Genomic DNA, 21,714 nt, shown 5'->3' with positions numbered 1-21,714 from the left:
CGAGGCGCCGACAGAGGAAAGCGGGCGCAGGGCAAACCACAGGTGTCGGGCACGGCCCCACCCAGTGACAGCCGCGGCCCGAAAACTCCCTGGACCGTCCGACCCGCCTTGGCCATGATCCTCACGTGAGTACCTACCTGGAGTCCGAGCGCCTGACCCTGCGCCTCTTCGCCGCCGCCGACGCGGACCTGCTGATCGAGCTGGACAGCGACCCGGCGGTGACGCGCTACCTGACCGGCGGCGTTCCGACCCCGCCGGAGGAGGTCCGCGACCTCGTCATCCCCGGCATCCTCGCCGGCTACGAGCGCTGGGATCACGACCTCGGCCTCTTCGCCGCGTACGAGAGGAACGGCGGCGCGTTCATCGGCTGGTTCTGCCTGCGCCCGCTGCGCAGTGGCCCGCGTGAGGAGGCCGAACTCGGCTACCGCCTGCGCCAGGCGGCCTGGGGCCGGGGCTACGCCACGGAGGTCTCGCAGGCGCTGCTGAAGAAGGGATTCGCCGAGCTCGGCATCCGTACGGTCTGGGCCGAGACGATGACAGTGAACCGCCCTTCGCGCAATGTCATGGAGAAGCTCGGGATGACGCTCGCGAAGAGCATCCCCACGCCGGACGACATGATGGCGGTGGAGGGTTCCGAGCACGGGGGCGTGCGGTACGAGATCACGAAGGAGCAGTGGGAGAGGCGGCGGACGCAGGCGGTGTGAGGCGCGGCGAGGGCCACTACAGCCCCCGCCCCACCGGAGGTCATCAGGGTCCGCAGACGTTCGAGCCGAGTGCTTGCGGGCGGCAGATCCGGCTCCCGGCCTGTGCCGAGTCGGGCGAGGCCACGTCCGGCTTGCCAGGACGAGGCCAGGCAAGTGGATGGGGTAGCCCGAGCGGGCAGCCGTGGGGGAGGTGTTCTGGAAGTCCCTGACGACGGTGTTCTGAGGGCAGTTGACGAAGGTGGTGTTCTCGCCCTGGAGGTAGAAGTCCTAGCCAGGGAAGCCCCTGACCAACAAGCAGCTCGTTGCCCCACTCCGGAAGATCGGGCTCCCCCCCTCGAGTCCGGTCGTTGCGCGGCCCTGCGCGACATCTGCACCACGATGCCGGCGTGCGTCCCCGACGACTCCTCGGCAGCAACCCCGCAGCAGCCCGAGGCGGCCCGCCGATCAGAGTTCGCCGAGACCAGACCCTGGCTCACTCCGGATGACCTCAGCCGGCGCTGTCTTCGACGCCCCCGTACAGGCCCCACTCATCCAGGCCGGAAAAGATCAACGCGGTGCGCCCCCGGGGAAAGGAGAGTGCCTCTGCCTCACCTGTATAGACCGCCACCAATGAGTCGGCCCCCCGCCACCAGGTGTCGGCCAGCCCCCTCACTTCGCGTACCGGCTCGAACCCGTCCAGCACGATGCCATCGACCTCGTCGCCGTCGACCTTGACGATCTGCGTCGCCCACTTGGACGCGTGGTGGGTCAGCGCGAGCGACTCGACCCAGCCTTCTACGGTGGCATGGAGAGGCACCCACTGACCTGAGTGAATGCCGAACTCACCGGACGGACCGATCGAGAACCCGTACGGGACCGCGCTCCTCTGCATCCCAGCCTCGAACCACCACCCTTGAGATTCGGAGCCTTCGGGGGAGCCCGCTCCGAGGTACCTCGGGCCGCCGTCGTACCGAGATGCGGGCGGTAGGACCAGCCCGCCCCAGCGCTCCTCATAGGCCGCCATCCGGTCGATGACCGCCGCCGGGACATCTCGCTCAAGCCACCACTGCCTGTGGTCCTCGACGTGCCTGACGTCGACTTTGACTCCGTGCCCTTGGACGAACGATCTAGCTCGTCGAGTCAGGCCGTCGGGCACATCGTTGAAGAGGTTGAGATTCACCAGAAGCACGCTACCCAGTGGCAGGGGCAGCGGGCCCCCTCGCCCCCGACCAGGAGCAGCAGAAGAACCCGAGGGCTTCGCCGTGCGGGCGGACGGTACCGAGTGCTGGAGTGCGGCCATCGGCTCGACGACGGGCAACCGTGTGGTGCGAGGCAACAAGTAGAGCCCACATGGTGCAGCTCAGTGCTGGTGTGTTGGACCGCATTGCGCGTGTGCCACACGTGTGGCGTTACCGCGGGTTATTGGGCGCTTGCGGCGGGACGGACGACGATTTCATTGACATCGACCTGCGAAGGCTGGGCGATGGCGTAGGCAATGGCCTCCGCGATGGCGGAGGCGGGCAGTGCCACGGCACGGTAGGTCTTCATGGCCTCCCGGGCGGCAGGGTCGGAGATGCTGTCGGCGAGTTCGGACTCGGTCACACCGGGGGAGACGAGGGTGACCCGGATGTTCCCGGTGGACTCCTGGCGCAGTCCCTCGGAGATCGCGCGGACGGCGAATTTGGTGGCGCAGTAGACGGCGGCGGTGGGCGAGACCTCGTAGGCGCCGACGGATGCGATGTTCACGAAGTGTCCGCCGCCTTGAGCGCGCATCGTGGGCAGGGCGGCGGCGATACCGTGCAGGACTCCCCGCACGTTCACGTCGATCATGCGGTCCCACTCCTCGGTCTTCAGCGCTTCCAGCGGCGAGAGCGGCATCAGTCCGGCGTTGTTGACCACCACGTCCACCCGGCCGTAGCGCTCGCGGGCGGCGGACACGAAGGCCCGGACATCGTCGGCATCCGTGACGTCCAGCCGCTGGAACGCCGCAATGCCGCCTGCGGTGGTGATCTCCTTGGTCAGCGCGTCGAGACGATCGGTGCGCCGCGCTCCGAGGAGCAAACGGTGGCCGTCGGTGGCAAGCCGGCGGGCCGTCGCCTCGCCGATCCCGCTGCTCGCTCCGGTGACTGCCACGACCTTGGCTGTGTCTGTCATGCCTGCTTTTCCTCTCGGTAGAGCACGAGGTGCTCGTGGTGGAGCAGGCCACCCTGTATCGACCCGTAAACGCGCTGCGTCGGCCCCGCGGGCTTCGTCGTACCGGCCCTCCGCCAGCAACTCCTGGCGGATGCGACCGTCCGCTGTCCTGCCCGACCGAGTCTGGACAGGTCCGAGACCGTCGACCAGGACGTGTGCTGCCTGGGTGGAGCACACCCAGGCAGCACACCGCCCCCGCGCCCTAGCCTTGAGGACATGACCGACAACCACCTGGGAGAGTTCCTACGCGCACGCAGGGCGGGCCTACGCCCGCAGGACGTCGGCATGGCGAGCTACGGCGTGCGCAGGGTCACCGGACTGCGCCGTGAAGAAGTCGCGGTCCTGGCCGGAGTGAACGCGGACTACTACACCCGCCTGGAACAGGGGCGCGAACGCCATCCTTCGGCCCAGGTACTCGACGCGCTCGGCCGCGCTCTGCGGCTGGACCCCGACGCCCACGCACACCTGCACCAACTGGCCGGGGCAGCGCCGAGCAACCAGTTCACCCACGCCACGGACCGCGTCAGCCCGGCCCTTCGCCAGCTGATGGACGGCTACCCTGGCGCCCCGGCGTTCGCCATCAACCGGACCTTGGACATCCTGGCGGGCAACGCCCTGGCCGAGGTCCTGCACTCACCCTTCGAACGGGCCGACAACCTGGCCCGCATGGTTTTCCTCGACCCGGCCGGACGGCAGTTCTACACCCGGTGGAACCACACAGCGCAGGCCACTGTAAGCCACCTGCGCCAGGCGGCCGGCTTCGACCCGGACCACCCACGGCTGCGGGAACTGGCCCGTACCCTCACCGAGCACAGCACGGACTTCACCCGCTTGTGGAACACCCACTCCGTACGTGGCAAGACCCAGGACGCCAAACACTTCCTCCACCCGGACGTCGGACCCCTGACGCTCACCTACCAGTCCTTCGACGTACGCGACGCTCCGGGCCAGCAACTCGTCATCTACCAGGCCGAACCCGGCAGCCCCAGCGCCCAGGCCCTCAACCTGCTCGGCTCCATCCATGCCACCTCGCATCAGGCCGCCCCGTAGCGTGAGGCGCTGACGTTCGGTGGGAGATCTGCGTAGCGGCGAGGTCAGGATCGGACCAGTTCCTCTGCCCCGGCCCGCAACAGCGCACCTCAGTGCGCGATCGAGGCTGCCGGTCCCGCCTGCGCAAGGAAACCGCGCAGGCGGTCAGCGCAATCGCCGGTGCCCTTCGGATCCTCGGCCCGCTGCGCGGAGCGGCCCAGCGCCAGGAGCAGACCACCTCAGGCACCGGCGTGGTCAGCAAGACAGTAACGGAGCGCGCCTGAGCCGGAGTTGACGGCGTGGCGGCTGCGGATCTTCCGGCCGAGCAGCCTCCAGCCCCGGGCCTCCGCACCCAACTCCGCAGGCCCTGCGCCGTCGGGCCCCCGGCCCACGGCACCGGCCGCCTCCGCCAGTACGCCAGGGCAGAACCCCGCCCGGCCGGACCGGAAGGCGCGACCCTGTCGGTGGGGTCCACCGACAGGGCGTTCAACAACCCCGCGTGCCCACCGCTCCCCGGCGACGCCCGCGGCCCGAGCCGCCTCGTGGTGGGGCAGCAGCCGGTAGCCGGGCTCGGTGCGCCCGCTGCGGCCGAAGAACTTCGCGAACGTGCGCCCCGCCTCGTCCGGCCGAGCCGACCAGGGTCGACAGGCAGTTCACCGCTCGCTGCTCCCGCCTTAGCGACGGAGCGTTGTCGTTGCAGAGCCTGACCGAGAGATCGAGGGCGACCACCGCGACGTCGGCATCCCCCGCCACGGCCGCAGCGAGCAGAGCGCGTCCGTTGACCACGTAGAGCCATTCGAAGCCTTCGTGGGCCTGCCGGGTCGGTTCGAGTGGTTCCGGCGGGTCGGCGGCAGCAGCAGTTCCAGGCTCGGCCGATTCTGGCCGCTCTCCAGCCCGGACAGAGTCCATCAGGCCATCTTGCCGAAACCGCAAGTTTTCGTGTCAGGTCGTGGGGCGCCCAGCAAGACTGAATTCGTACCGACACAAGGAGCCTTGATGAGCACCACTGATGCGGTCGAGTTCCGGAAGGGCATCCACGCGGCCCGACCGGCAGCCAGCGGCCCACAGCCGAATGCCTGCCTCACCGAGGTGGTGACGGGCCCGCCGCCCGGTGCCGCGTTGGACCTCGGATACGGCGATGGCGAGGGCGGCGACGCGCTGTGGCTCGCTCGTCTGCGATGGACGGTCGAGCGGGCCGACGCATCTGGCCGGACCACGACCGGACCGGGCGGGCGCACCGTCGAGGTCGCCGACCACGTCCTCCTCATTCGCCGTACCGCCTGAGCTGGCGGCCGACCCCCGCCACCGACAACGGAAGAGAGACCACGGTGCCCAGCACCACGCGCCGCAACCGCCGCCGCGACACTCCGCCGCCCCGGACCGGTAGCAACGAGATCGAGACCCTGCGCGGATTCCTCGACTACCTCCGGACCTCGATCGCCGCGAAGACCGACGACGCGCCCGAACCGCAGGTGCGAACAGCCGCGATGCCGTCGGGCACGAACCTGCTTGGCCTGCTCAACCACCTGACCTTCGTCGAGCGCTCGATGTTCCTCGGGGACGAAGTCACCGACTGGCAGGCGACGTTCCGAGCCGCACCGACGGACAGCGTGGCCGATGTCGTCGCCCGCTACCGAGACGCGGTCAAGCGCGCGAACGAGGTTCTTGACGGGTGCACCGATCTGGGCGCACCGGTTCCCCGGCCGCGGTCGGACCGCACCGCTCCCACCATCCGCTGGGCACTCACCCACATGATCGAGGAAACCGCCCGACACGCAGGCCACACGGACATTCTCCGCGAACTCATCGACGGCGCGACCGGCCGCTGATACCGCGTCGACCGCTTCGATCGCTTCGACCACGTCTTCCGCCCACCGGGGAAGCCACCCGCATCCACCCACAGGAGTCCTTTACCGTGCACAAATACGACGTCAGAGCGACCACCAGCGCTTCGCCGGAACTCGTCTGGAAGCTGCTGGTCGATGCCGCAAGCTGGCCGCTGTGGTCCAAGGTGGACAGTCTGGATACGACACGGTCGGTCGATCTCGACCCCGGCGGCGACGACGGCGTCGGCGCCGTCCGGGCTTTCCGGACAGGACGCACCGTGACCGGCGAGCGAATAACCGAGAAGGTCGAGCAACGCCTCTTGGCCTACGAAGACGCGTTCAACTCCTCGATGCACAACTATCACGCGCGCATCGAGCTGAAGCCGACAGCGAGCTCAGGCACGGTCATCCACTGGTACGGCGAGTACGAGACGAGCTGGCTGCTGGGCTGGGTCATGCCGCGCTACCTCCAGAAGTTCATGCAGGGCATGGCGGAAGGGCTGGCCCGCTACGCCGAAGAGTCCAAGCCGGCTCAGTGATGCCTTAACCGTGGCCGTAGTGCTTTGTACGCGCCTGCTCGACGACTCCTGTGCCTGCTGGCGAAGCGGAGACACCCCTGACCGTGTGTGAGGCGGACCTGCTGCAGCTCTGCCGACGGCCCATGAGCCAGTGGGTCTCGCCGCGACCTGCGCAGGCGCGTACGGACGCCCGGACCCGGACATGGCCCGTCGCGCGCTTCCAGCGCTGGTTCAACTGCAAGACCCGTAGCACCCCCGGCGGTCAGGTACGCGGCGTCGGAGGCCACACCGATGTGCGCCGTGGGCCGGTCCCGCTCTGCGCTGAAGAGCGGGACCGGAAGGAAGCGCGGTGCTATCCGAGGGTGGCGAGGGCCTGGTAGTACTGCCAGGCGACGCACTCGCACGAGGCGATCTGGAACTGGGGGCGGGCCTGTACGTTCCTGCGTTCGCCCAGGGGCCGGTTGCATCCGAAGCCATGCCGCCGTCGTTCTCCCAGTTGAAGCCGTAGACGTCGGGGATGCCGCGTACGGACCGGTCGCCGTTGGCGGTGGCTCAGTCCCGGAAGGCTGGTCGCCCAGCTGTACGAAGCCGCGCCGGGCGGGCCAGCTTCTGCTCGCGGTCACGTTCGTGGACACCGTGGTGCCGGCGGTCTTCTTCCACTGGCCGGGGGAGAGGTACTTGAAGATTGCGGCGCGGTCCGGGGAGATGCCATAGATGCTGCTGCCGGAGCTGATGAAGGCGGCGCCGGGTCCGCCGCCGATCTTCCGCCAGACGCTGAAGGCCGGCCCGGGGCCGTACCCGGCGGTGTTGTGGGGCAGGACGTCGCCCGTGCCCTCCTCGACGGCCAGGAGACCGGTCTCCGCTGCCGTAGATGTGGTCGACGGACCAGCCGCTGACGTTCTGCCAGCCGAGGGCGGGGGCCCACCGGTTGAGGGCCGCGCGGTCCGGGGTCAGCGCGTACAGGAAGCTTCCGAGGACGACGATCTCAGCGGTGGGGCCGCCGATCTTCTTCCACCCGCCCTCGGGGCTCCACTCGTTCACGGATCCGTCGGGGCCGGCCCCGTAGAGCCGGTTGGGGCCGACGCGAGGACAACGCGCCGGGCCCGCCCACGGACGTCGACCACGCCAGGGGCGGTCTTCGCGCTTGCGGCAGGGAAGTTCATGCTTCGATGCGCAGCCAGGTGTTGCCTGTGCGGAGCCAGAGAGAGCCGTCACGGCCCTGGCCGCAGCGCAGGACGACCCGGCCCGGCACCCGTAGCCGATGGCGGCTGGTCACCGTCCAGGTGGTGTCGTGGAACTCGGCGCGGATGAGCTCGACGGCCCGTTTGTTGTGGTCCCGGCGGGTGAAGACGGCCCGGTTGCCGCGGACGGCGAATCCGTCGGGTTGCGGGACGGGACTGGCGTGGCTGGTCACCTCGCCGGTGGCCGGAGTGATCCGCGTCAGGTACGTGCCGGACGGGCTGACGGCGCCGTACCAGACGAGCCATACGTGTTCGTTCTCGGTCGCGGCGGTGCATCCCTCCAGCGGGTGGCCGGGCAGGCGCTCGTGGGGAGCCCAGATGGCGTGACCCTGGGTGTCCCAGCCTGCGAGGCCGGCCCCGGACTCGGGGTGGCCGCCGTAGATGCCCTCGTCACCGTAGGCCGTCCAGATGCCACCGTGGACGTCGGTGACCAGGGCGGGGATGTCGTCGCCCACGCAGAATTCGGCCTCAGGGGTACCGGAGGGAGAGAACAGCACTGCATTGGGCTTCCAGAGGTCCTCAGCTTCTGCCCGGAACGTACGCCCGCTGACCAACAGGAATCTGGAATCCGGGAGCAGCGCCAAATGGCTGGGGCGAATCCGGATGTCTTGCAGCTGCAGACGCCGTTCCTCCCGTCCGGTGACGGTGACCAGCTCACCCTAGAAGGGGATCTCCGGGCTCCAGCCGACCCATCCCCTCGGGTAGCGGCGGCGATCGAGGTAGCGCCGGTGGACCAGCAGGACCGCCAGCTCCCCGGTGGGCCCGACACTCCACCACAGCGGGCGGAGCCCCCGTACAGATACAGCGGCGGGCAGCCGCCACACACAGTCGATCAAGGCATCGGAACGGGCGTCTATGGAAGGCAGATTCATAGGGAGCAGCCTCTAGGACTCCGGGAGCCGAGCTGCCCGAAGAGCGCTACCTTACCGGCCTCGGCCCAGGCCTGCCTGCGGGAGTACCGGATCATCGCCCCCAGCCTCAGCTGTGGCTGCCACCCAGTGAGCACCCTGTCGGGGACTGGACGGCCGAATTCCGACCTTGAACGGCCCGGCCACAGACCGGCACCGCTGCGAGTGGTCCCTTGTCGGGGTTGGGTATCAGCTCCGCCATGACGGCTGGTGGCAGGGAAGGGTTCCCGGCGGCGGCTTCCACTACTTGCCAGTTGTGATCGGTGAGCAGTTCGACGATGGCCTCTTGCGGTAGGGAGGGGTGCCCGGCAGCCAGAGGCCGTGCGTTCCTGTCCGTCAGGCAGGCGAGCAGCGCTGGACCGGTCGCGTTGCGGTGCCGTGCGACCTCGCGAAGTGCCTTGGAGACCGGGGGCATGCGTCGTGTCAGGTCTTCCAGCAGGGAGGGTGGGGTCTCCGGGTTGGCCGCCACCTTGGCGGCAACCCGGGCTCCGTGGAGTTCGACCATGGACCTGAGCTGAGCCTCCGAGAGGCCTGGGTGTCCGGCGATGGATTTGACCACCTTCGCGTCCGGATCGACGGCCAGTGCGTCGCGGATCCCGGTCGGCAGATCGCGCCGTTCGGCAAGGAGCATCCGTACCACCGGATTCGGCGACTTGGACAAGTCCTCGACCTCGGAGGGAGAAGCGGAGGCGATCCGCGGCAGCAGAGTCGATCCGATCTTCGTGGCGGCGGCCAGGCCGGAGAGCACGTCGAGCGGCACTCGGGGGTTGGACGCCAGTCTGCGCTGTACGTCGTGGCCGCCGTCGGCAGCCAGCACGCGCATCAGGGTGTCATCGATCGCGGGATTCTCGGCGAGGTCAGCTCGTACGCCGGGAGCAGGGTCACCGGCGAGCAGCGCCGCTGTCTCCGGCGGCAGGTCGGGGCGGACGGCGAGCCGGCAACGCAGCAGCTCCGAAGGATCGTCGGCGAACCGGAGGAGCACCTCGATGGGTGTGGCGGGGTTCCACAGTGCCTGCTCCGCCAGTTCGTGGAGCGTCGACTCGTGCGAGCCGGTGCACCTGGCACCGGACCGCAGGTCGCAATCGTGCCGCGGACAGTGCGGATCATGCGTGTAGGGCGTCTCGTTGTTGTCGCAGACCAGGCACTGTTTTGCCGGGCGCAGCCCTTCGCCGGTGAGCAGCATGATGAGGGCCTGCGCCGGGGATGCCTCATTGGAAGCCACCGCGCGGCGGACCTCGGCATGCGGGTGGCGTGCGAGTCGGGCCGCCAGGTCAGCATCCTCGGTCCACGCTGCGAGCTCCGCGACGACCTGCACGTTCGGGTCGGTGGCCAGCATCTCCCGTACATCGGCCGGAAGCCCCGGGCAGGCGGCCAGTTTCGCCCGCTTCTCGACGTCGGGGTCCTGGGCGAGGAGCCGCGCCCACTGGAGGTCACCGCGACGCTCGTCGAGCAGGGCGAGCGCGGCATGCGGCTGCGTGCGGGGGTCGACGTCGCCAGCGGTCAACCGACCCCTGTACGCAAGTCGCACAGCGCTCTCCTCGACCCGCGTGGCCAGGTCGACCGCCTGCCCACGGCTGAGGTCCGCGCGACTGGCGAGGCCGTCGGCGATGTCCGGGTCCGCGACCGCGATCAGGCGGTCGATCAGTTCGGTGGGCAGGGACTCATTGGTGGCGAGGCCGCACAGTGCATGGTTCACGGAAAGACATCCTGCCCGGACCGCAGTCGACCGGCCGCTGATTTTCACTGTCCCCCAACGGCTGGTGGTGGCCGTCCCCGGGGATGCAGTTCGGCATGTACGGGGGAGGCGTTCCCGCCCGCAAAGCCAGCAGATGACGCACCTCGGCGCTCACGGTGAACTGCCCGGCCCGCACCAGCCGCAGCCGGCCCCCTGCCTTGGCGGCGGGCCAACCACCGCCATACCGCCCGCTCCGACCTGTCCAACGCCTCTGCTGTCACTGGCACATGACCTGCCGTCAGTTCGCCGCGCGACTCAAGATCAAGTAGCCGTTGGACACCGACAGTCCTGGACGGCGCGTTCGGCTCGCCGCTGTGCGGCTCTTCTACTCGGCCGCCTGGCCGCCCTCACCCCGGCCGAGATCCGCCGCGTCCTCGCCCCGGCATCGCGCGCCGCTCTGGCCCCTCGGTCGCACACCACGGCAGCCGCCGGAACAGCCCGCCGTCCCGGCTCGCCGACCTCGCGTGGAGACGAGCGTCGGGATCGGACAACCTCCGCGCCTCTCGGGCGGCACCTCCGGCGACAGGGCTTCAGTGCGGGACCGTTGTTCCGGGCGTTCCGGGCGAGGTGCCGGCCTGTCCCGGCACTCCGGCATGCGGGGAAGTCCTCAGCCGATGGTCAGTTCCGCAAACTGGATGGTCACCTGTTCGGGACCGCCGCCGGCCGGGGTGTCGACCTTGACGACCGTGGGGTTCGTCATGGTGTACCGCTTCAATGGCGCGTTCTGGTAGTCGAGCATCGCAATGGTGACGTTCTCGGGCGCCAGGCTCCCGTTGATCATCCTGTCGAACTGCTCGGACCTGGTCTCACCACGGACGACGGTCACAGACCCCCCTTGCTGCTGACCGGGGATCTTGCGATTGACCGGCTTGCCGTCCGGCGCGATGGAGTGGGTCTCCTCCGTGTTCTGGTCAACGGTCAGCCCCCCAACCTGCTGGAGGTTTTCGGCCGTCTCGCCGTTGATCTCCAGTGCGTAGTGGTGGGCGCTGAGCGCATCTCCCGATTGAAGGCTGCCTTTCGCTTCGACCTCGGCCTTGGGGTTCGGCCGTGAACCGTCCTTCGCCGCGTTCTTCGTCCCCGGGGTTGAGGTGTCGGCACTCGACTCGCTCGACGGGGACGAACCGCTCTTCGCGGATCCGGAACTCGCCGAGCCGCCGCCGCATGCAGTCAGCACGCCCAGGGACAGTAAGGCTGCCGTGGCCGCGCTGGCTATACGCAGACGACGACGGGAGGTGGTGGAACGGTGCATCGTGGGACTCCTGAGGCTTGAGGGACTCCGTGCGGGGACGGGGACCACCCTCACACCCCGCTGCGAGGCATATGTCTGCGCGATGTCACACACCCGTCACAGCCTCCGGGAAGCGGTACGGGCCGAGGACTTGATTCCGCGGAGGCGGTCGAGAACCGCGCCACGGCTGTACTGCGAAGTCGGCCGCGACGGTACCTGCCCCCGACGACTTCTGACGCCGGGCCCGGGAGAAGCCCGGTCGGTTCGTGGACGAAGCGGAGAGCCGCGCCCGGAGGTTGCCAACGGCTCGTCCGCCGTGGTTCTGGGCTCCGGCGCCGGTACCGCCCGGGAGACGGGCGCGGTGCCCCTTCCCCGAGGGGACCTCATTGGGTCGCGCGGACTACTCGTTGACGATGCGGTAGGCGCTGCCCGATGCGCCGACGCTGCTGTAGCCGGAGCCGTCGATCACGATCGAGCCGTCGGTGCGGTTGGCGTTGTCCCACAGCTCCACCCTGCGGCGTGTCACTTCGGTCCTGGCGGAGCGGACGAGGTCGTTCCAGCTGTCGCCGAAGTACTTGCGGTCTCCGACGTTCCCGTCGAACCACCGGTCCAGGCCGGACCAGGCCGGGCCAGCCGGTGCCGGAGCAGGCGTGGAAGTTGCCGCCTGCCGCGCCGACGGCCACGGGAGAGGACAGGGTGGGGGCGGGGGCGGGGGCGACGGGCCGGGTACGGGCCGGGCGGGCTCTGCGGGGCGGCCCGCCGCCCAGGAGCCGGACGCTCGCCGCCGACGATTCGGGACCGTGGGTCTAATGTCCCGACGACGGTCCGCACCTTCGGCCAGCCATGGTGCTGGAATGCGGAGTACGAGCACGCGGGCGGGGCCGCAATCCGCAACACGTGCCGAGTGCCCGCCTGTTCCTATTCCTAAGCAAGCCCGCCGGCGAGGTCGTCCGCGCGGACGAAGCCCACTCCGTCCAGAACGGAACCATCGGCTGGCAGGCCCTCGGCCAGTAGACAACGGCAGTTGAAGCCCGGCCGGGCGGGGTCAGTCGCCGAGGAACCACAGATACAGGTGCGTCCCGCGCTCGACGACCTGGCACAACTCGCGGGCCTGAGCGACCCATTCACCCGCGCAGGCAGCGGGAAGCCGACCGAGTTCCGACTGCAGCATCGGCATCTGCCGCTGGTTGAACATCGCGTCCCCATACGGGGTCAGGGCGAAAAGCATCGGGAATTCCGAGGGGGTCAGGCCCGCGAAAGCGTTTGTCCACTTCACCCCGGTCTCGGCGCGAGCCACGACGTCACCGAGACCACCACGCACCACCAGATCAATCACCCGCCGAGCCTATCGGCGCGCGCTCCGACCAGCGAAGGAATATACGACCATGACGTTTCCCCAGGCCCCGGCCCTGCCCGAGGAGCTGGACAGGCTGATGCGCCGGATGCGCCTGCCCTATATGCGCAAAGCCGCCCCCGACGTGCTGGCCACCGCCCGCGCGCAGCGATGGGATCCCGCCGAGGTTCTGCGGCTGCTGATAGCCGAGGAGGTCACCGGCCGCGACGCCGCCACCCGGCGTCTTCGCCAGCACTCGGCGAACTTCCCGACCGGCAAGACCCTGGGTTCCTGGCGGGCCGAGGACTCCACCATCCCCGAGCCCACCCAGAACTCGCTGACCACCCTGGAATGGATCGGCCGCGCCGAGAACTTGGTGATCGCCGGTCCGAGCGGCACGGGGAAAAGTCATTTCACCGAGGGACTCGCCCAGGCCGCGATCGAGAAGGACATGCGGGTGTCCTGGTTCACCCTGGAGACGCTGAGCGCCGCGATCGGCAAGTCGAAGGTCGACGGGTCCACCGCACGGACCGTCGCCCGGATCTGCCGCGCGGACCTCATCGTCATCGACGACATCGGCCTGCTGCCCGTCGGCGAGGACGCCGCCGAGGCGTTCTACCGGATCATCGATGCCGCCTACGAGCGACGGTCCATCGCGGTGACCAGCAACATCCACCCCTCGGGCTTCGACACGATCATGCCGAAAACTCTCGCGGGCGCGAGCACCGAGCGTCTCATGCACCACGCTCACCTCGTGAGCACTTCCGGCGACTCGCACCGCCTCGCCGAGGCACTCGCCGGGAAGGGAGTGGTCCCCTTGAACTGACCCCACCCCCAGGAACACCGCTGGCCACACGCCTGGGTTTCTGATGGCCACCAGCCTGGACACCCAACGGCCATCCACCTGGGCATCTCAATGGCCGTTGACACCGTCAGGCTTCAACGCACTTCCGTAGGGCGATCAACGAGTCCGAGTGCGTGAATCAGCGCGTGTCTTGTGCAGTGAGATCGCCGACCACCCGGCGGGCAGCTCTCCCGGTCACGAGGCCGTTGCACCAGGGAAGTGCGACGCCCCCTGTTTTCCTCGTACGTGTGAATGCGTGTACAGGGTCGCTCTGGGCAGGTGTGCCCCAAGGCCGGACATGCTCGGGGGCAGATGCAAGGGGTTGGGATCATGCGGACAGTCCAGGGAACCACCACTGACGACATACACACCGAGGCGGTGCTGCCTCGGATCGAAACCCCGGCCGCGGTGCCCCCTCAGAGCGCTCGCGAGCTCACCCGCCTCTTCCTGGACCGGCTCAACGAGCTGGACGAAGGCACCCACGAGTACCAGTACGCCCGCAACACCTTGATCGAGATGAACCTCTCCCTGGTGAAGTTCGCCGCCCGCCGTTTCCGCCACCGTGGCTCCGGCGAGATGGAGGACATCATCCAGGTCGGCACGATCGGTCTGATCAAGGCGATCGACCGCTTCGACCTGTCCCGCGAGGTCGAGTTCACCTCCTTCGCGATCCCCTACATCCGGGGGGAGATCAAACGGTTCTTCCGAGACGCCACCTGGGCCGTCCATGTCCCCCGCCGCCTCCAAGAACTGCGCACCGAGCTTGCCAAGGCCAACGAACACCTGGCCACCCTCCTGGATCGCGACCCCACCGTCGCGGAGCTCGCCGAACTCCTCGACCTGACCGAGGCCGAGGTGACCGACGGCCTGGTCGCCTCCAACGGCTACACCGCCGGCTCCCTGGACCTGCCTGCCGACACCAGCACCCACAGCACCACCAAGTCAGCGGTCTCCTACGCCGACTTCATGGGCGCTCACGATCCCGGGATGGAGCTCTTCGAGAACCTGCACACCCTCGCCCCGCTCCTTGCGAAGCTGTCCGACCGCGACCGCCGCATCCTCTCGATGCGCTTCGGTCAGGAGCGCACCCAGACCGAGATCGGCGACACCCTCGGGATCTCGCAGATGCAGGTCTCCCGTCTCCTGACCCGCATCCTGGGCCAGTTGCGGGCCGGGATGCTCACCGACGCCTGATCACACGTTCCATCTTTGGGGCCCTGGAGCGATAGGTCGGCGTGAGGACGGTGTTCATCCATGTCCGAGAGACGGCTGCGCGTGCAGGGCGCGAGCAGCGAAGGATGCCAAAGCACTACCGGCAGGGGCATGCTTGCTTGACTGGGTATCCGGGACAAAGGGAAGGGACGCATGTCCGGTCGAGTTTGAGGAGACCTGGCCACGTGACGCTCTTCTGGCCGAGTACCGGGCGCGGAAGATCGATCCGCCGGGCCGGACCAGCGGCGTGAAGATCCTGGTTGCGGCCCGGGGCCGATGGAAGACGGCGTTCCGGATGCGCGTCATAGAGCGCCTGGGTGAGCCAGGCAGGGATCGGCTCCTGTTCTCTAGCGGCCGAGGACAACAAGACGGGCACCGCCCTGCTGGCCGCGCTCAAGCTCGAACCGGGTGCGGTCGGCCTGGATCCCGTACCCCTATTCGGGGAATGGGCCGCGCACCGAGACTCCGCCGTCCAGCACGATCTGCTGGCCTGTGATGTAGCGGGCCTCGTCCGAGGCCAGGTAGACGGCCGCGGCAGCCATCTCCTCCGACGTGCCGTAGCGGCCTGCCGGGATCTCTGGAACCCAGGTGTCGGAGGGGCCGCTGTTGACAGCAGTGCTGATCGCCCCGCCTGCGACGACGTTCATCCGGATGCCGTCGGCCGCGTACTCGGCGGCGACGGTCCGGGCCAGGCTGTACAGGCCGGCCTTGGCCGCGCCGTAACCGGCCTGCTTCGGAGCGGCCATGAATCCGGTGACAGAGCCGATGCTGACGATGTTCCCCCCGGTGCCCTGCTCCAGGAACAGCCGCAGCACCCGCCGGGCCGCGCGAGCCACGTAGCGCAGATTCACGTCATAGACGGTGTCCCAGTCGTCGTCGGTCATCTCATGGAGCCTGACCGCGGGTACGAAGGCGACTTGCCCGCCGACCACTGTTATCAGGGTGTCCAGTCCACCAAGTTGTTCGGCCGCGCCGACGATCACGTTTTCGAGCTGTTCGCTGGAGCGGACGTCGCCGCTCAGCGCATGAGAGACGTGCCCGGCCGCACGCAACTCGTCCGCCGCCTCGGTTGCCCGTGCAGCGTCCACATCGGCCACCGCCACCGCCGCCCCCGCGGCAGCACAGGACCGGACGATGGTTCGGCCGATCCCGGCCCCGCCACCACCGATCACCAGAATCCGCTTGCCGTCGAGCCTGCTCAATCCGGCCACGTACCCTCCACCCTTGATCAAGTTGCCCAAAGTTAGTCGCAACGAGGCGGACAAGGGAACAACAAAGAGCTGAAGGAATCGCGGAAGTGAGCCAACCTGCCCCGCCGCTCGCCACAGGCAGACCGGCTGTGGCTCCGCGCCGCAGGTGGTCACTGCCGGAGGATCGCCCCCGCGCCCGGAGGGGGCGGGCGTTGAGGGGGGGGCAGCCGACGAGCCGCAGGCCGGGGCGGGCCGTGGAGGTGGGTGCGGGTTCGCCGCAGTCGGGCTCAGGGTCGGGGTGTGGTCGGTTCCAGTGTGGGGGGCGGGGCGGGGCGGGCGGATGTCGCGGGAGTCGAAGCTTGGGGGCCAGATGAAGATGTCGGGTCCTGGGCGTGGCGGATCATGTGTCAGCGCCGATTCGAGCCAGCCCATTCCCTCTGCCCATCGTCCGACCGCGACCGCGACCGCGACCACGTCCGATCGCCGACGAGCACTTCTCGAAACCAGGCCACAGCACCCCCAACAGCCCCTGTCCCGGGCTCAAACGCAGCTACCTAGGCCTGGTTCCCGGAGGGCTCCACACCCGTCCCGAGCTGATGGAGTTCGCGGCCCGCGTCGGACGGCTCGCTCGGCGCTCTTTCCCACGCGATCACCCCTGTCCGCGAATCGCGGATGGCCGGAGCGCGCCACGGCTTGTGCCTCTTCTGTCAGTGCCCGGTGCCATAGTCCGGACATGACTAACGATCTTGAGTTGGACCGCATCGACTGGGTGTCCCTGTACGGCGGCGAGGGCGTCCCCGCCCTGCTACAGGCCATGACCTCGCCCGATCCCTCGGCCCGGGAGGAGGCGCGCACCGCGTTCTTCCACGCGGTGAGCCACCAGGGAGACCTCTACGACAGCACGACTGCCAGCCTGCCGTTCCTCTTTGCCCTGGCTGACGATCCCGCGACTCCGGACCGCGCCGAGATCGTCGCCTTCTTGCTCGCCTTCGGACGCTCAGCGGTCGAACGCGACGACGGCGGTCTCCGGTTCGGCCCGGAAGGCGAGGAGGTGACGGCGTATGCGGACTGCGCGGCGATCATGCGTGCACAGGCCGACGCGTTCGTCGCCTACGCGTCGGACCCGGACCCGGTGTTGCGGCGGGCGGCCATGGAAGGGCTGGGACTCTTCCTCGACGATCCCGAGCGGGCCATCGGCATTCTGTGCGACCGGCTGGGGGCCGCGCCGGAGTCAGCGGAGCAGTTCCTGGTCATCGAGACGATGGCCACGCTCGCCCTCCGGCTGCCCGTCGCGAAGGGGACCGTCGCGGCCCGGCTCGATGTACTGGCCGACGATCCGACGGCGGACACCGCCATCCGGCTCGGCGCGCTCGTGCAGCGCACACGGTGCGGCCCCGAGGGCATCGGCGCCGAAACCGTACCCACGGCGATCGGTCTGCTGCGCAGCCTCACCCCCGCGCCGGAGCCCGCTGCCGATCACGAGCCCGGCGTCAGCAACTGCCAGGCCCACTCCGCACCGAGCGTGCCGCATGCATCGTCCGCGAGCTGCCGCACGCTCGGCAGGAAGCTGGTGAAATGGCGTGAGCGGGGGCTCACTTCCGCTGTTCCTACCCGATCAGGTTCAGCACCTCGGCGGTGGTGCGGACGTCGCCGAAGGACCGGTAGATGGTGTGAAGGGCGGCGTTGTGGTCCAAGTCGCGGCGGGCCGCGTTCGCGTCGGCGACCATCAGCACACGAAGGCCGCTGGTGGCCGCGTCCCGGGCTGAGGACTCACAGCACACGTTGGTCAGCGTTCCGGTGATGACGACGGTGTCGATGCCGCGTTTGGTCAAGAGATCGGGAAGCGGACAGTGGCCGGGGAAGAAGGCGCTGTACGCGGACTTCTCCACCACCAGGTCCTGGTCGTGGGTGTCGAGAGCCGGCCACAGCCGTGAGCGGGGAGGACCGACACCACCAGAGGCCGCGTAGTCCGCGCAGACAGACGGCCCGTAGAACTCTCTGCTCGCCCTACCGAGTGGGGCTGCGTGCGCCGGTACCACCCAGGCGCACAGGCCGCCGCCGGCGTTCCGCAGGGCCGCCGCGAGGAGGTTGATGCGGGGCACGATGCCGCGCACATAGGCGTTGGTCTCCGCGAAGAACGGCACCACGTCGATCACGATCAGTGCGGTACGCCCCGGCTCAAGGGCCTCATACGCGTGCCTCCTGCCGCGTCTGCTCTCCTGGCGCTCGTACTCCCGGGGGTCGATCCACCAGTGATGGAGCTCGGAGTCTGCCTGCATGGCCGTAGTTCTACCCGCGGCTCGTGCTCAGCTGGACGATCCGTTCGGTGAAAGCCTGAGTGCCGGCTCGGACGTGCCCCACCGCAATGCCCTGCACCACTCCCGCTTCGATCACACCGTGGCCGAGTCCACGAGGCATGTCTGCGGTCCGCTCCACCACCTAATGGATCACAAGTCAGGTCAAGGCCGCTCTGCACCGCCTGAGGTAAGGGGTGCCGCGCTCAGGTGGCTGCGAACCCCTGTTGTCACAGGCAGCTGGCAATATCGCCGCCGTGAACATCACCCGTACCACCCCACCACGGCCGTTCGATGTGGCCGCGATCTTCCCTGAACTAGCCCCGATGGCACGCACGGCGACCCGGCTGCATCCCCGCCCCGGTTCTCCGTCACCGTACGAGAGTTCGGTCGGCGGTCCGCTGCTGTGGCCCGCCGAGCAACCATGGCTGTACTGCGACAAGTGGCACGAGGGCCCGGTCTCTCCCCTTATACCCGTGGCGCAGCTGTACGTGCGTGACGTGCCCCAGCTGAGGCCGCCCGGGCGCACCGATCTCCTTCAGGTGCTGTGGTGTCCCTCGGAGCACCCGCCGGAGTACAAGCCCTACGACCGAGCTGTTCTGGCGAACTGCCGCCGACGTCAAGCGCGTTCTCGCCTCGCCGCCCAAACCGGCAGAGGCACAGTACGGCTACACGCCAAAGCCGTGCGTGCTCGCACCGGAGCAAGTCACCGAGTACCCCAACATGCTGGAGCTGGACGAGGAGTTGAAGCAGCGGCTGAGGGACTGGGCCGCGTGGCGGGCGGCCGGCGTGGAAGTAGATGACTCCTATGAGGAACCGGAGGAGTACTACTCCGCCGAGTTGTCCGAAGCTCCCGGATGGAAGGTCGGCGGCTGGCCGCCGTGGGGCCTCACCGACCCCATTACCCGGTTCTGCATCAACTGCGGCTCCCCGATGAGCCCGTTGCTGACCATCGCCTCGGACGAATGCCGCGACTACAGAAGGGGGTGGGTCCCGAACGAGGAGCAGGGCATCGCCGTGATCGACAACGACATTGTGTCGAACCCGCCCGGTCTCCAGATCTCCGACGCGAACAATCTGCAGCTCTACTCCTGCCCGCAGTGCTACACGCATACCGACCTGATCCAATAGGCGCTGCTGGAGGCCCCCCAACGGCCGGGCGTGAGGCTCTGCCCGTAGCTCCGGCCACTTAGCTACCTGAAAGTGCAGTTAAAGGCGGCTAGGGACCGTTTGGTCGGGGGCTACCCTGCATCAGACCATCAGACCATCAGACCCATCCGGTATTTGCTCGTGCTGAGTACGGGGTCGGGGTGCTCGCTAGTGATCGCCTGCGGCTTGTCCTGGGCCTCCGACGGGCCGGGTGCCGGGTTAGACTGCTCGGCTTCATCTGGCTGGAGGTTGTCCGAATGCTTTCCGTACGGGTACTTGTCGGTACCTCGTTGGCTCTGGCGGGATTCGCCCTTACCGGTTGTTCGGCCGTTTGGAGCTGTACCGACCGGGTGGCGGAACGCGGGAAGGCCGGGACCTCAGTTCAGGTCGTGGACACGTCCGAGCAGCCGTTCGGGGTTACCGCCAAGGTCCTCGATTGGCGACTTGAGCCTCATCCCCAGACGCCCCACGAGGGGAACCAGGCGTACTTCCACTACCGTTTCGACGGCGTCACCGAGGGGCCGGGCGGGCCCGCGGTGCAGGCCTGCGCGGTCGACGAAAAGCGAGTCGCGTTGATGTGCACGACGCTTTATTCGTCCACTGCGTGGTCCAAACCGGACGGTAGCCGCACGGGTGACGGCTGGCTCACCGTCGAGCGCCCTGAGCGGGTTGCTGGAGTGCTTCTGATCCCCAACGATCAGTCCGAACAAGGCGGGCGTTCGTGTGAGCAGGACGCGAAGGACGGTGGCGGGGTTCACCCTCCGGAGTCGGCCGGGGCAGGGGACCAGCTTTAGTGCAGCGGGCTCGCCCCGCACTGGTGTCGCTCCGCCACCGCCCTGTGGCCCGGTCGAGCCTTCGAGAAATCTCATCGGGCTCTGCCGATATTTTGTGGGTCATGGTGGGGATCGTTGAGCGGTTGGTGCCGGACGAATTGTGGGAGTTGTTCCAGCGGGTGGTGCCGGAGGCGCCGTCGCGGCCGCAGGGTGAAGGGCCCGCGTCGGCACCGTGACCGGGAGGTGCTGGCCGCGATCGTGTTCGTGGCCACGTCGGGTTGTGCCTGGGAGCAGCTTCCTTCCGCGTCGTTCGGCCCGTCCAGAGCGACGGCCCACCGGCGCTTCTCCGAGTGGTCGAAGGCAAGTACGGCGCGAGGATCTACCTGATCACGGAACGGTCCGGTCTGCCCACATCCGTCGGCATGTCCGGTGCCAACCTGCTCGCCAGCCAGTCTCTGATCCCCCTCCTGAAGGGCATCCCACCGATCCGCCCGCGCCGCGGCCGACGACGCCGCAAGCCCGGCAAGTTCCACGCCGACAAGGGCTACGACTACCCCCACCTGCGACGATGGTTACGCGGACGAGGCATCACGCACCGCATCACCCGCAAGGGAGTCGAGTCCTCGCAACGACTGGGCCGCCACCGCTGGATCGTGGAACGCACCATGGCCTGGCTCGCCGGCTGCCGCCGCATCCATCGCCGCTACGAACGCAAAGCCGACCACTTCCTCGCCTTCACCGGCATTGCCTGCACCCTCATCTGCTACCTCAGACTCACCAAATGGGATGTCCTCTCGGGCGAGACTGGTGACGGCGGAGCCTTCTCTGGGGACGGCTGCACCGGCACGAGTCCCAGCGCGAAGGCAGCACGCCTGAGTCAGCACCGGTCCGCCGACGGCGGTGGCGGCTGTGATCTCCTCTGTGGGCTGGCGTTTCCCCCGCTCGAACACATTTCATTCCAGGAAAGAGGATTCCGCAATGACCAATGCGCTCACGCGTCTGCTCGAAATCATCCCAGCGTCGAGCGAACCCCGTCAGAAGGATTGGAGCATGGTCGAACGCAGGCTCGGAGTGGAACTACCCTCCGACTACAAGGAGTTCATCCAGGTATACGGAGGCAGCAACTGGGAAGACTACCTGTACGTTCTGGAGCCCGACTGTCCTAACAAGCACTACGACCTCATTGCATCGGCAGAGGATCAAGCCGAAATCCTCGAAGATCTATGGGAATTCGAGCGGAAACCGGAAGAACTGGAGATCGAGGGATCCCGAGTCATCCTCTGGGCAACCACGGACAACGGCGAATGCCTTTACTGGCTCGTTCTTCCAAGCCTTGATCCGGGCCAGTGGACTGTGATGGTGAACGAGGCGCGCGGTGAGCGATGGGAGCACTTCTCCGTCTCTTGCACACAATTCCTCGCTGCTTCCCTTGACGGAGAGCTGCAATCGAGCATCCTATCTTCCCGGTACCCTCGTGATACGCATGAATTCCGCCAGCTCGGCCCGGTGTAGTAGACCGCCAGTGAGGCTTGCCTATTGGGCCAATTGCGGAGTAACT

At 68.3% G+C, this 21,714-nt stretch carries 21 protein-coding genes and 2 pseudogenes; 11 read left to right on the top strand and 12 right to left on the bottom strand.

Annotated elements, in window-relative coordinates:
- The first annotated feature begins 125 nt into the window (after positions 1–125).
- Positions 126–704: a GNAT family N-acetyltransferase gene (locus ACZ5PB_RS12785; protein WP_468690423.1), complete on the top strand. Its 579-nt coding sequence runs from the start codon at positions 126–128 to the stop codon at positions 702–704.
- A 487-nt stretch (positions 705–1,191) separates the two neighbouring features.
- On the opposite strand, the gene ACZ5PB_RS12780 is transcribed toward ACZ5PB_RS12785, so the two are convergent.
- From ACZ5PB_RS12780 to ACZ5PB_RS12770, 3 genes and pseudogenes are all read right to left on the bottom strand, one after another.
- Entirely contained in the window at positions 1,192–1,863 is a 672-nt protein-coding gene (locus ACZ5PB_RS12780; RefSeq protein WP_468690421.1) for a hypothetical protein, read from the bottom strand.
- Between the two features lie 239 nt (positions 1,864–2,102).
- Positions 2,103–2,837, bottom strand: a complete 735-nt coding sequence (locus ACZ5PB_RS12775; RefSeq protein ID WP_468690866.1) for an SDR family oxidoreductase — start codon at positions 2,835–2,837, stop codon at positions 2,103–2,105.
- 111 nt (positions 2,838–2,948) lie between these two features.
- Positions 2,949–3,053, bottom strand: a pseudogene (locus tag ACZ5PB_RS12770) (hypothetical protein); the annotation flags it as partial.
- 39 nt (positions 3,054–3,092) lie between these two features.
- On the opposite strand from ACZ5PB_RS12770, the gene ACZ5PB_RS12765 reads away from it, so the two are divergent.
- The 4 genes from ACZ5PB_RS12765 to ACZ5PB_RS12750 all read left to right on the top strand — a co-directional run bounded on the left by ACZ5PB_RS12765 (position 3,093) and on the right by ACZ5PB_RS12750 (position 6,270).
- Positions 3,093–3,926 (top strand): helix-turn-helix transcriptional regulator, encoded by an 834-nt coding sequence (locus tag ACZ5PB_RS12765; protein ID WP_468690419.1) that lies wholly within the window; start codon positions 3,093–3,095, stop codon positions 3,924–3,926.
- A gap of 975 nt (positions 3,927–4,901) precedes the next feature.
- On the top strand, positions 4,902–5,189 hold the full coding sequence (locus ACZ5PB_RS12760) for a hypothetical protein (RefSeq protein ID WP_468690418.1): 288 nt from the start codon (positions 4,902–4,904) through the stop codon (positions 5,187–5,189).
- A gap of 44 nt (positions 5,190–5,233) precedes the next feature.
- Complete coding sequence (locus ACZ5PB_RS12755) at positions 5,234–5,734, top strand: DinB family protein (RefSeq protein ID WP_468690416.1); 501 nt, start codon at positions 5,234–5,236, stop codon at positions 5,732–5,734.
- Positions 5,735–5,820: 86 nt separating this feature from the next.
- Positions 5,821–6,270 carry an SRPBCC family protein gene (locus tag ACZ5PB_RS12750; RefSeq protein WP_468690415.1) on the top strand — a complete coding sequence of 150 codons (450 nt, stop codon included), beginning with the start codon at positions 5,821–5,823 and terminating at the stop codon, positions 6,268–6,270.
- A gap of 1,138 nt (positions 6,271–7,408) precedes the next feature.
- On the opposite strand, the gene ACZ5PB_RS12745 is transcribed toward ACZ5PB_RS12750, so the two are convergent.
- The 6 genes from ACZ5PB_RS12745 to ACZ5PB_RS12720 form a co-directional block, all read right to left on the bottom strand.
- Positions 7,409–7,945, bottom strand: a complete 537-nt coding sequence (locus ACZ5PB_RS12745) for a hypothetical protein (protein WP_468690413.1) — start codon at positions 7,943–7,945, stop codon at positions 7,409–7,411.
- 204 nt (positions 7,946–8,149) lie between these two features.
- Entirely contained in the window at positions 8,150–8,362 is a 213-nt protein-coding gene (locus ACZ5PB_RS12740; protein ID WP_468690410.1) for a hypothetical protein, read from the bottom strand.
- Between the two features lie 106 nt (positions 8,363–8,468).
- A complete protein-coding gene (locus ACZ5PB_RS12735) occupies positions 8,469–10,094 on the bottom strand; it encodes a hypothetical protein (protein ID WP_468690409.1) in 1,626 nt (541 codons plus the stop codon).
- A 646-nt stretch (positions 10,095–10,740) separates the two neighbouring features.
- The gene (locus ACZ5PB_RS12730) at positions 10,741–11,382 is read right to left on the bottom strand and encodes a phage tail protein (protein ID WP_468690407.1); all 642 of its coding nucleotides are present in this window, start codon (positions 11,380–11,382) and stop codon (positions 10,741–10,743) included.
- Positions 11,383–11,761: 379 nt separating this feature from the next.
- A complete protein-coding gene (locus tag ACZ5PB_RS12725) occupies positions 11,762–11,887 on the bottom strand; it encodes a hypothetical protein (RefSeq protein WP_468690403.1) in 126 nt (41 codons plus the stop codon).
- 519 nt (positions 11,888–12,406) lie between these two features.
- Positions 12,407–12,697: a hypothetical protein gene (locus ACZ5PB_RS12720; RefSeq protein ID WP_468690401.1), complete on the bottom strand. Its 291-nt coding sequence runs from the start codon at positions 12,695–12,697 to the stop codon at positions 12,407–12,409.
- A gap of 49 nt (positions 12,698–12,746) precedes the next feature.
- On the opposite strand from ACZ5PB_RS12720, the gene istB reads away from it, so the two are divergent.
- Together istB and ACZ5PB_RS12710 are read left to right on the top strand one after the other, a co-directional pair.
- Positions 12,747–13,520 carry an IS21-like element helper ATPase IstB gene (istB, locus tag ACZ5PB_RS12715; RefSeq protein ID WP_468690398.1) on the top strand — a complete coding sequence of 258 codons (774 nt, stop codon included), beginning with the start codon at positions 12,747–12,749 and terminating at the stop codon, positions 13,518–13,520.
- Between the two features lie 348 nt (positions 13,521–13,868).
- Positions 13,869–14,732, top strand: a complete 864-nt coding sequence (locus ACZ5PB_RS12710) for a SigB/SigF/SigG family RNA polymerase sigma factor (protein WP_468690396.1) — start codon at positions 13,869–13,871, stop codon at positions 14,730–14,732.
- A gap of 452 nt (positions 14,733–15,184) precedes the next feature.
- Here the strand turns inward: ACZ5PB_RS12710 and ACZ5PB_RS12705 are convergent, their stop codons facing one another.
- The 3 genes from ACZ5PB_RS12705 to ACZ5PB_RS12695 all read right to left on the bottom strand — a co-directional run bounded on the left by ACZ5PB_RS12705 (position 15,185) and on the right by ACZ5PB_RS12695 (position 18,219).
- The gene (locus ACZ5PB_RS12705) at positions 15,185–15,961 is read right to left on the bottom strand and encodes an SDR family NAD(P)-dependent oxidoreductase (protein ID WP_468690395.1); all 777 of its coding nucleotides are present in this window, start codon (positions 15,959–15,961) and stop codon (positions 15,185–15,187) included.
- A gap of 1,210 nt (positions 15,962–17,171) precedes the next feature.
- Complete coding sequence (locus ACZ5PB_RS12700; RefSeq protein WP_468690393.1) at positions 17,172–17,420, bottom strand: hypothetical protein; 249 nt, start codon at positions 17,418–17,420, stop codon at positions 17,172–17,174.
- Positions 17,421–17,547: 127 nt separating this feature from the next.
- Positions 17,548–18,219: an isochorismatase family protein gene (locus ACZ5PB_RS12695; RefSeq protein ID WP_468690392.1), complete on the bottom strand. Its 672-nt coding sequence runs from the start codon at positions 18,217–18,219 to the stop codon at positions 17,548–17,550.
- Positions 18,220–18,957: 738 nt separating this feature from the next.
- Between ACZ5PB_RS12695 and ACZ5PB_RS12690 the strand changes: the two genes are divergently transcribed.
- The 4 genes and pseudogenes from ACZ5PB_RS12690 (at position 18,958) to ACZ5PB_RS12675 (ending at position 21,668) form a co-directional block, all read left to right on the top strand.
- Complete coding sequence (locus ACZ5PB_RS12690; RefSeq protein WP_468690390.1) at positions 18,958–19,365, top strand: hypothetical protein; 408 nt, start codon at positions 18,958–18,960, stop codon at positions 19,363–19,365.
- A gap of 407 nt (positions 19,366–19,772) precedes the next feature.
- On the top strand, positions 19,773–20,177 hold the full coding sequence (locus ACZ5PB_RS12685) for a hypothetical protein (RefSeq protein ID WP_468690389.1): 405 nt from the start codon (positions 19,773–19,775) through the stop codon (positions 20,175–20,177).
- Between the two features lie 101 nt (positions 20,178–20,278).
- Positions 20,279–20,938, top strand: a pseudogene (locus ACZ5PB_RS12680) (IS5 family transposase); the annotation flags it as partial.
- 196 nt (positions 20,939–21,134) lie between these two features.
- A complete protein-coding gene (locus tag ACZ5PB_RS12675; protein ID WP_468690387.1) occupies positions 21,135–21,668 on the top strand; it encodes an SMI1/KNR4 family protein in 534 nt (177 codons plus the stop codon).
- Positions 21,669–21,714 lie beyond the last annotated feature (46 nt).

This window comes from Streptomyces sp. NPDC032721 (assembly GCF_055579625.1).
This window is presented reverse-complemented; position numbering and strand designations above follow the sequence as displayed.

Excerpts from the sequence above, each read along its gene's own strand:
- ACZ5PB_RS12765 (WP_468690419.1), top strand. The coding sequence starts at position 3,093 with ATGACCGACAACCACCTGGGAGAGTTCCTACGCGCACGCAGGGCGGGC.
- ACZ5PB_RS12760 (WP_468690418.1), top strand. The coding sequence starts at position 4,902 with ATGAGCACCACTGATGCGGTCGAGTTCCGGAAGGGCATCCACGCGGCC.
- ACZ5PB_RS12695 (WP_468690392.1), bottom strand. The coding sequence starts at position 18,219 with ATGCAGGCAGACTCCGAGCTCCATCACTGGTGGATCGACCCCCGGGAG.
- ACZ5PB_RS12710 (WP_468690396.1), top strand. The coding sequence starts at position 13,869 with ATGCGGACAGTCCAGGGAACCACCACTGACGACATACACACCGAGGCG.
- ACZ5PB_RS12775 (WP_468690866.1), bottom strand. The coding sequence starts at position 2,837 with ATGACAGACACAGCCAAGGTCGTGGCAGTCACCGGAGCGAGCAGCGGG.
- ACZ5PB_RS12730 (WP_468690407.1), bottom strand. The coding sequence starts at position 11,382 with ATGCACCGTTCCACCACCTCCCGTCGTCGTCTGCGTATAGCCAGCGCG.
- ACZ5PB_RS12740 (WP_468690410.1), bottom strand. The coding sequence starts at position 8,362 with ATGAATCTGCCTTCCATAGACGCCCGTTCCGATGCCTTGATCGACTGT.
- ACZ5PB_RS12690 (WP_468690390.1), top strand. The coding sequence starts at position 18,958 with ATGCTGGAGCTGGACGAGGAGTTGAAGCAGCGGCTGAGGGACTGGGCC.
- istB (WP_468690398.1), top strand. The coding sequence starts at position 12,747 with ATGACGTTTCCCCAGGCCCCGGCCCTGCCCGAGGAGCTGGACAGGCTG.
- ACZ5PB_RS12675 (WP_468690387.1), top strand. The coding sequence starts at position 21,135 with ATGACCAATGCGCTCACGCGTCTGCTCGAAATCATCCCAGCGTCGAGC.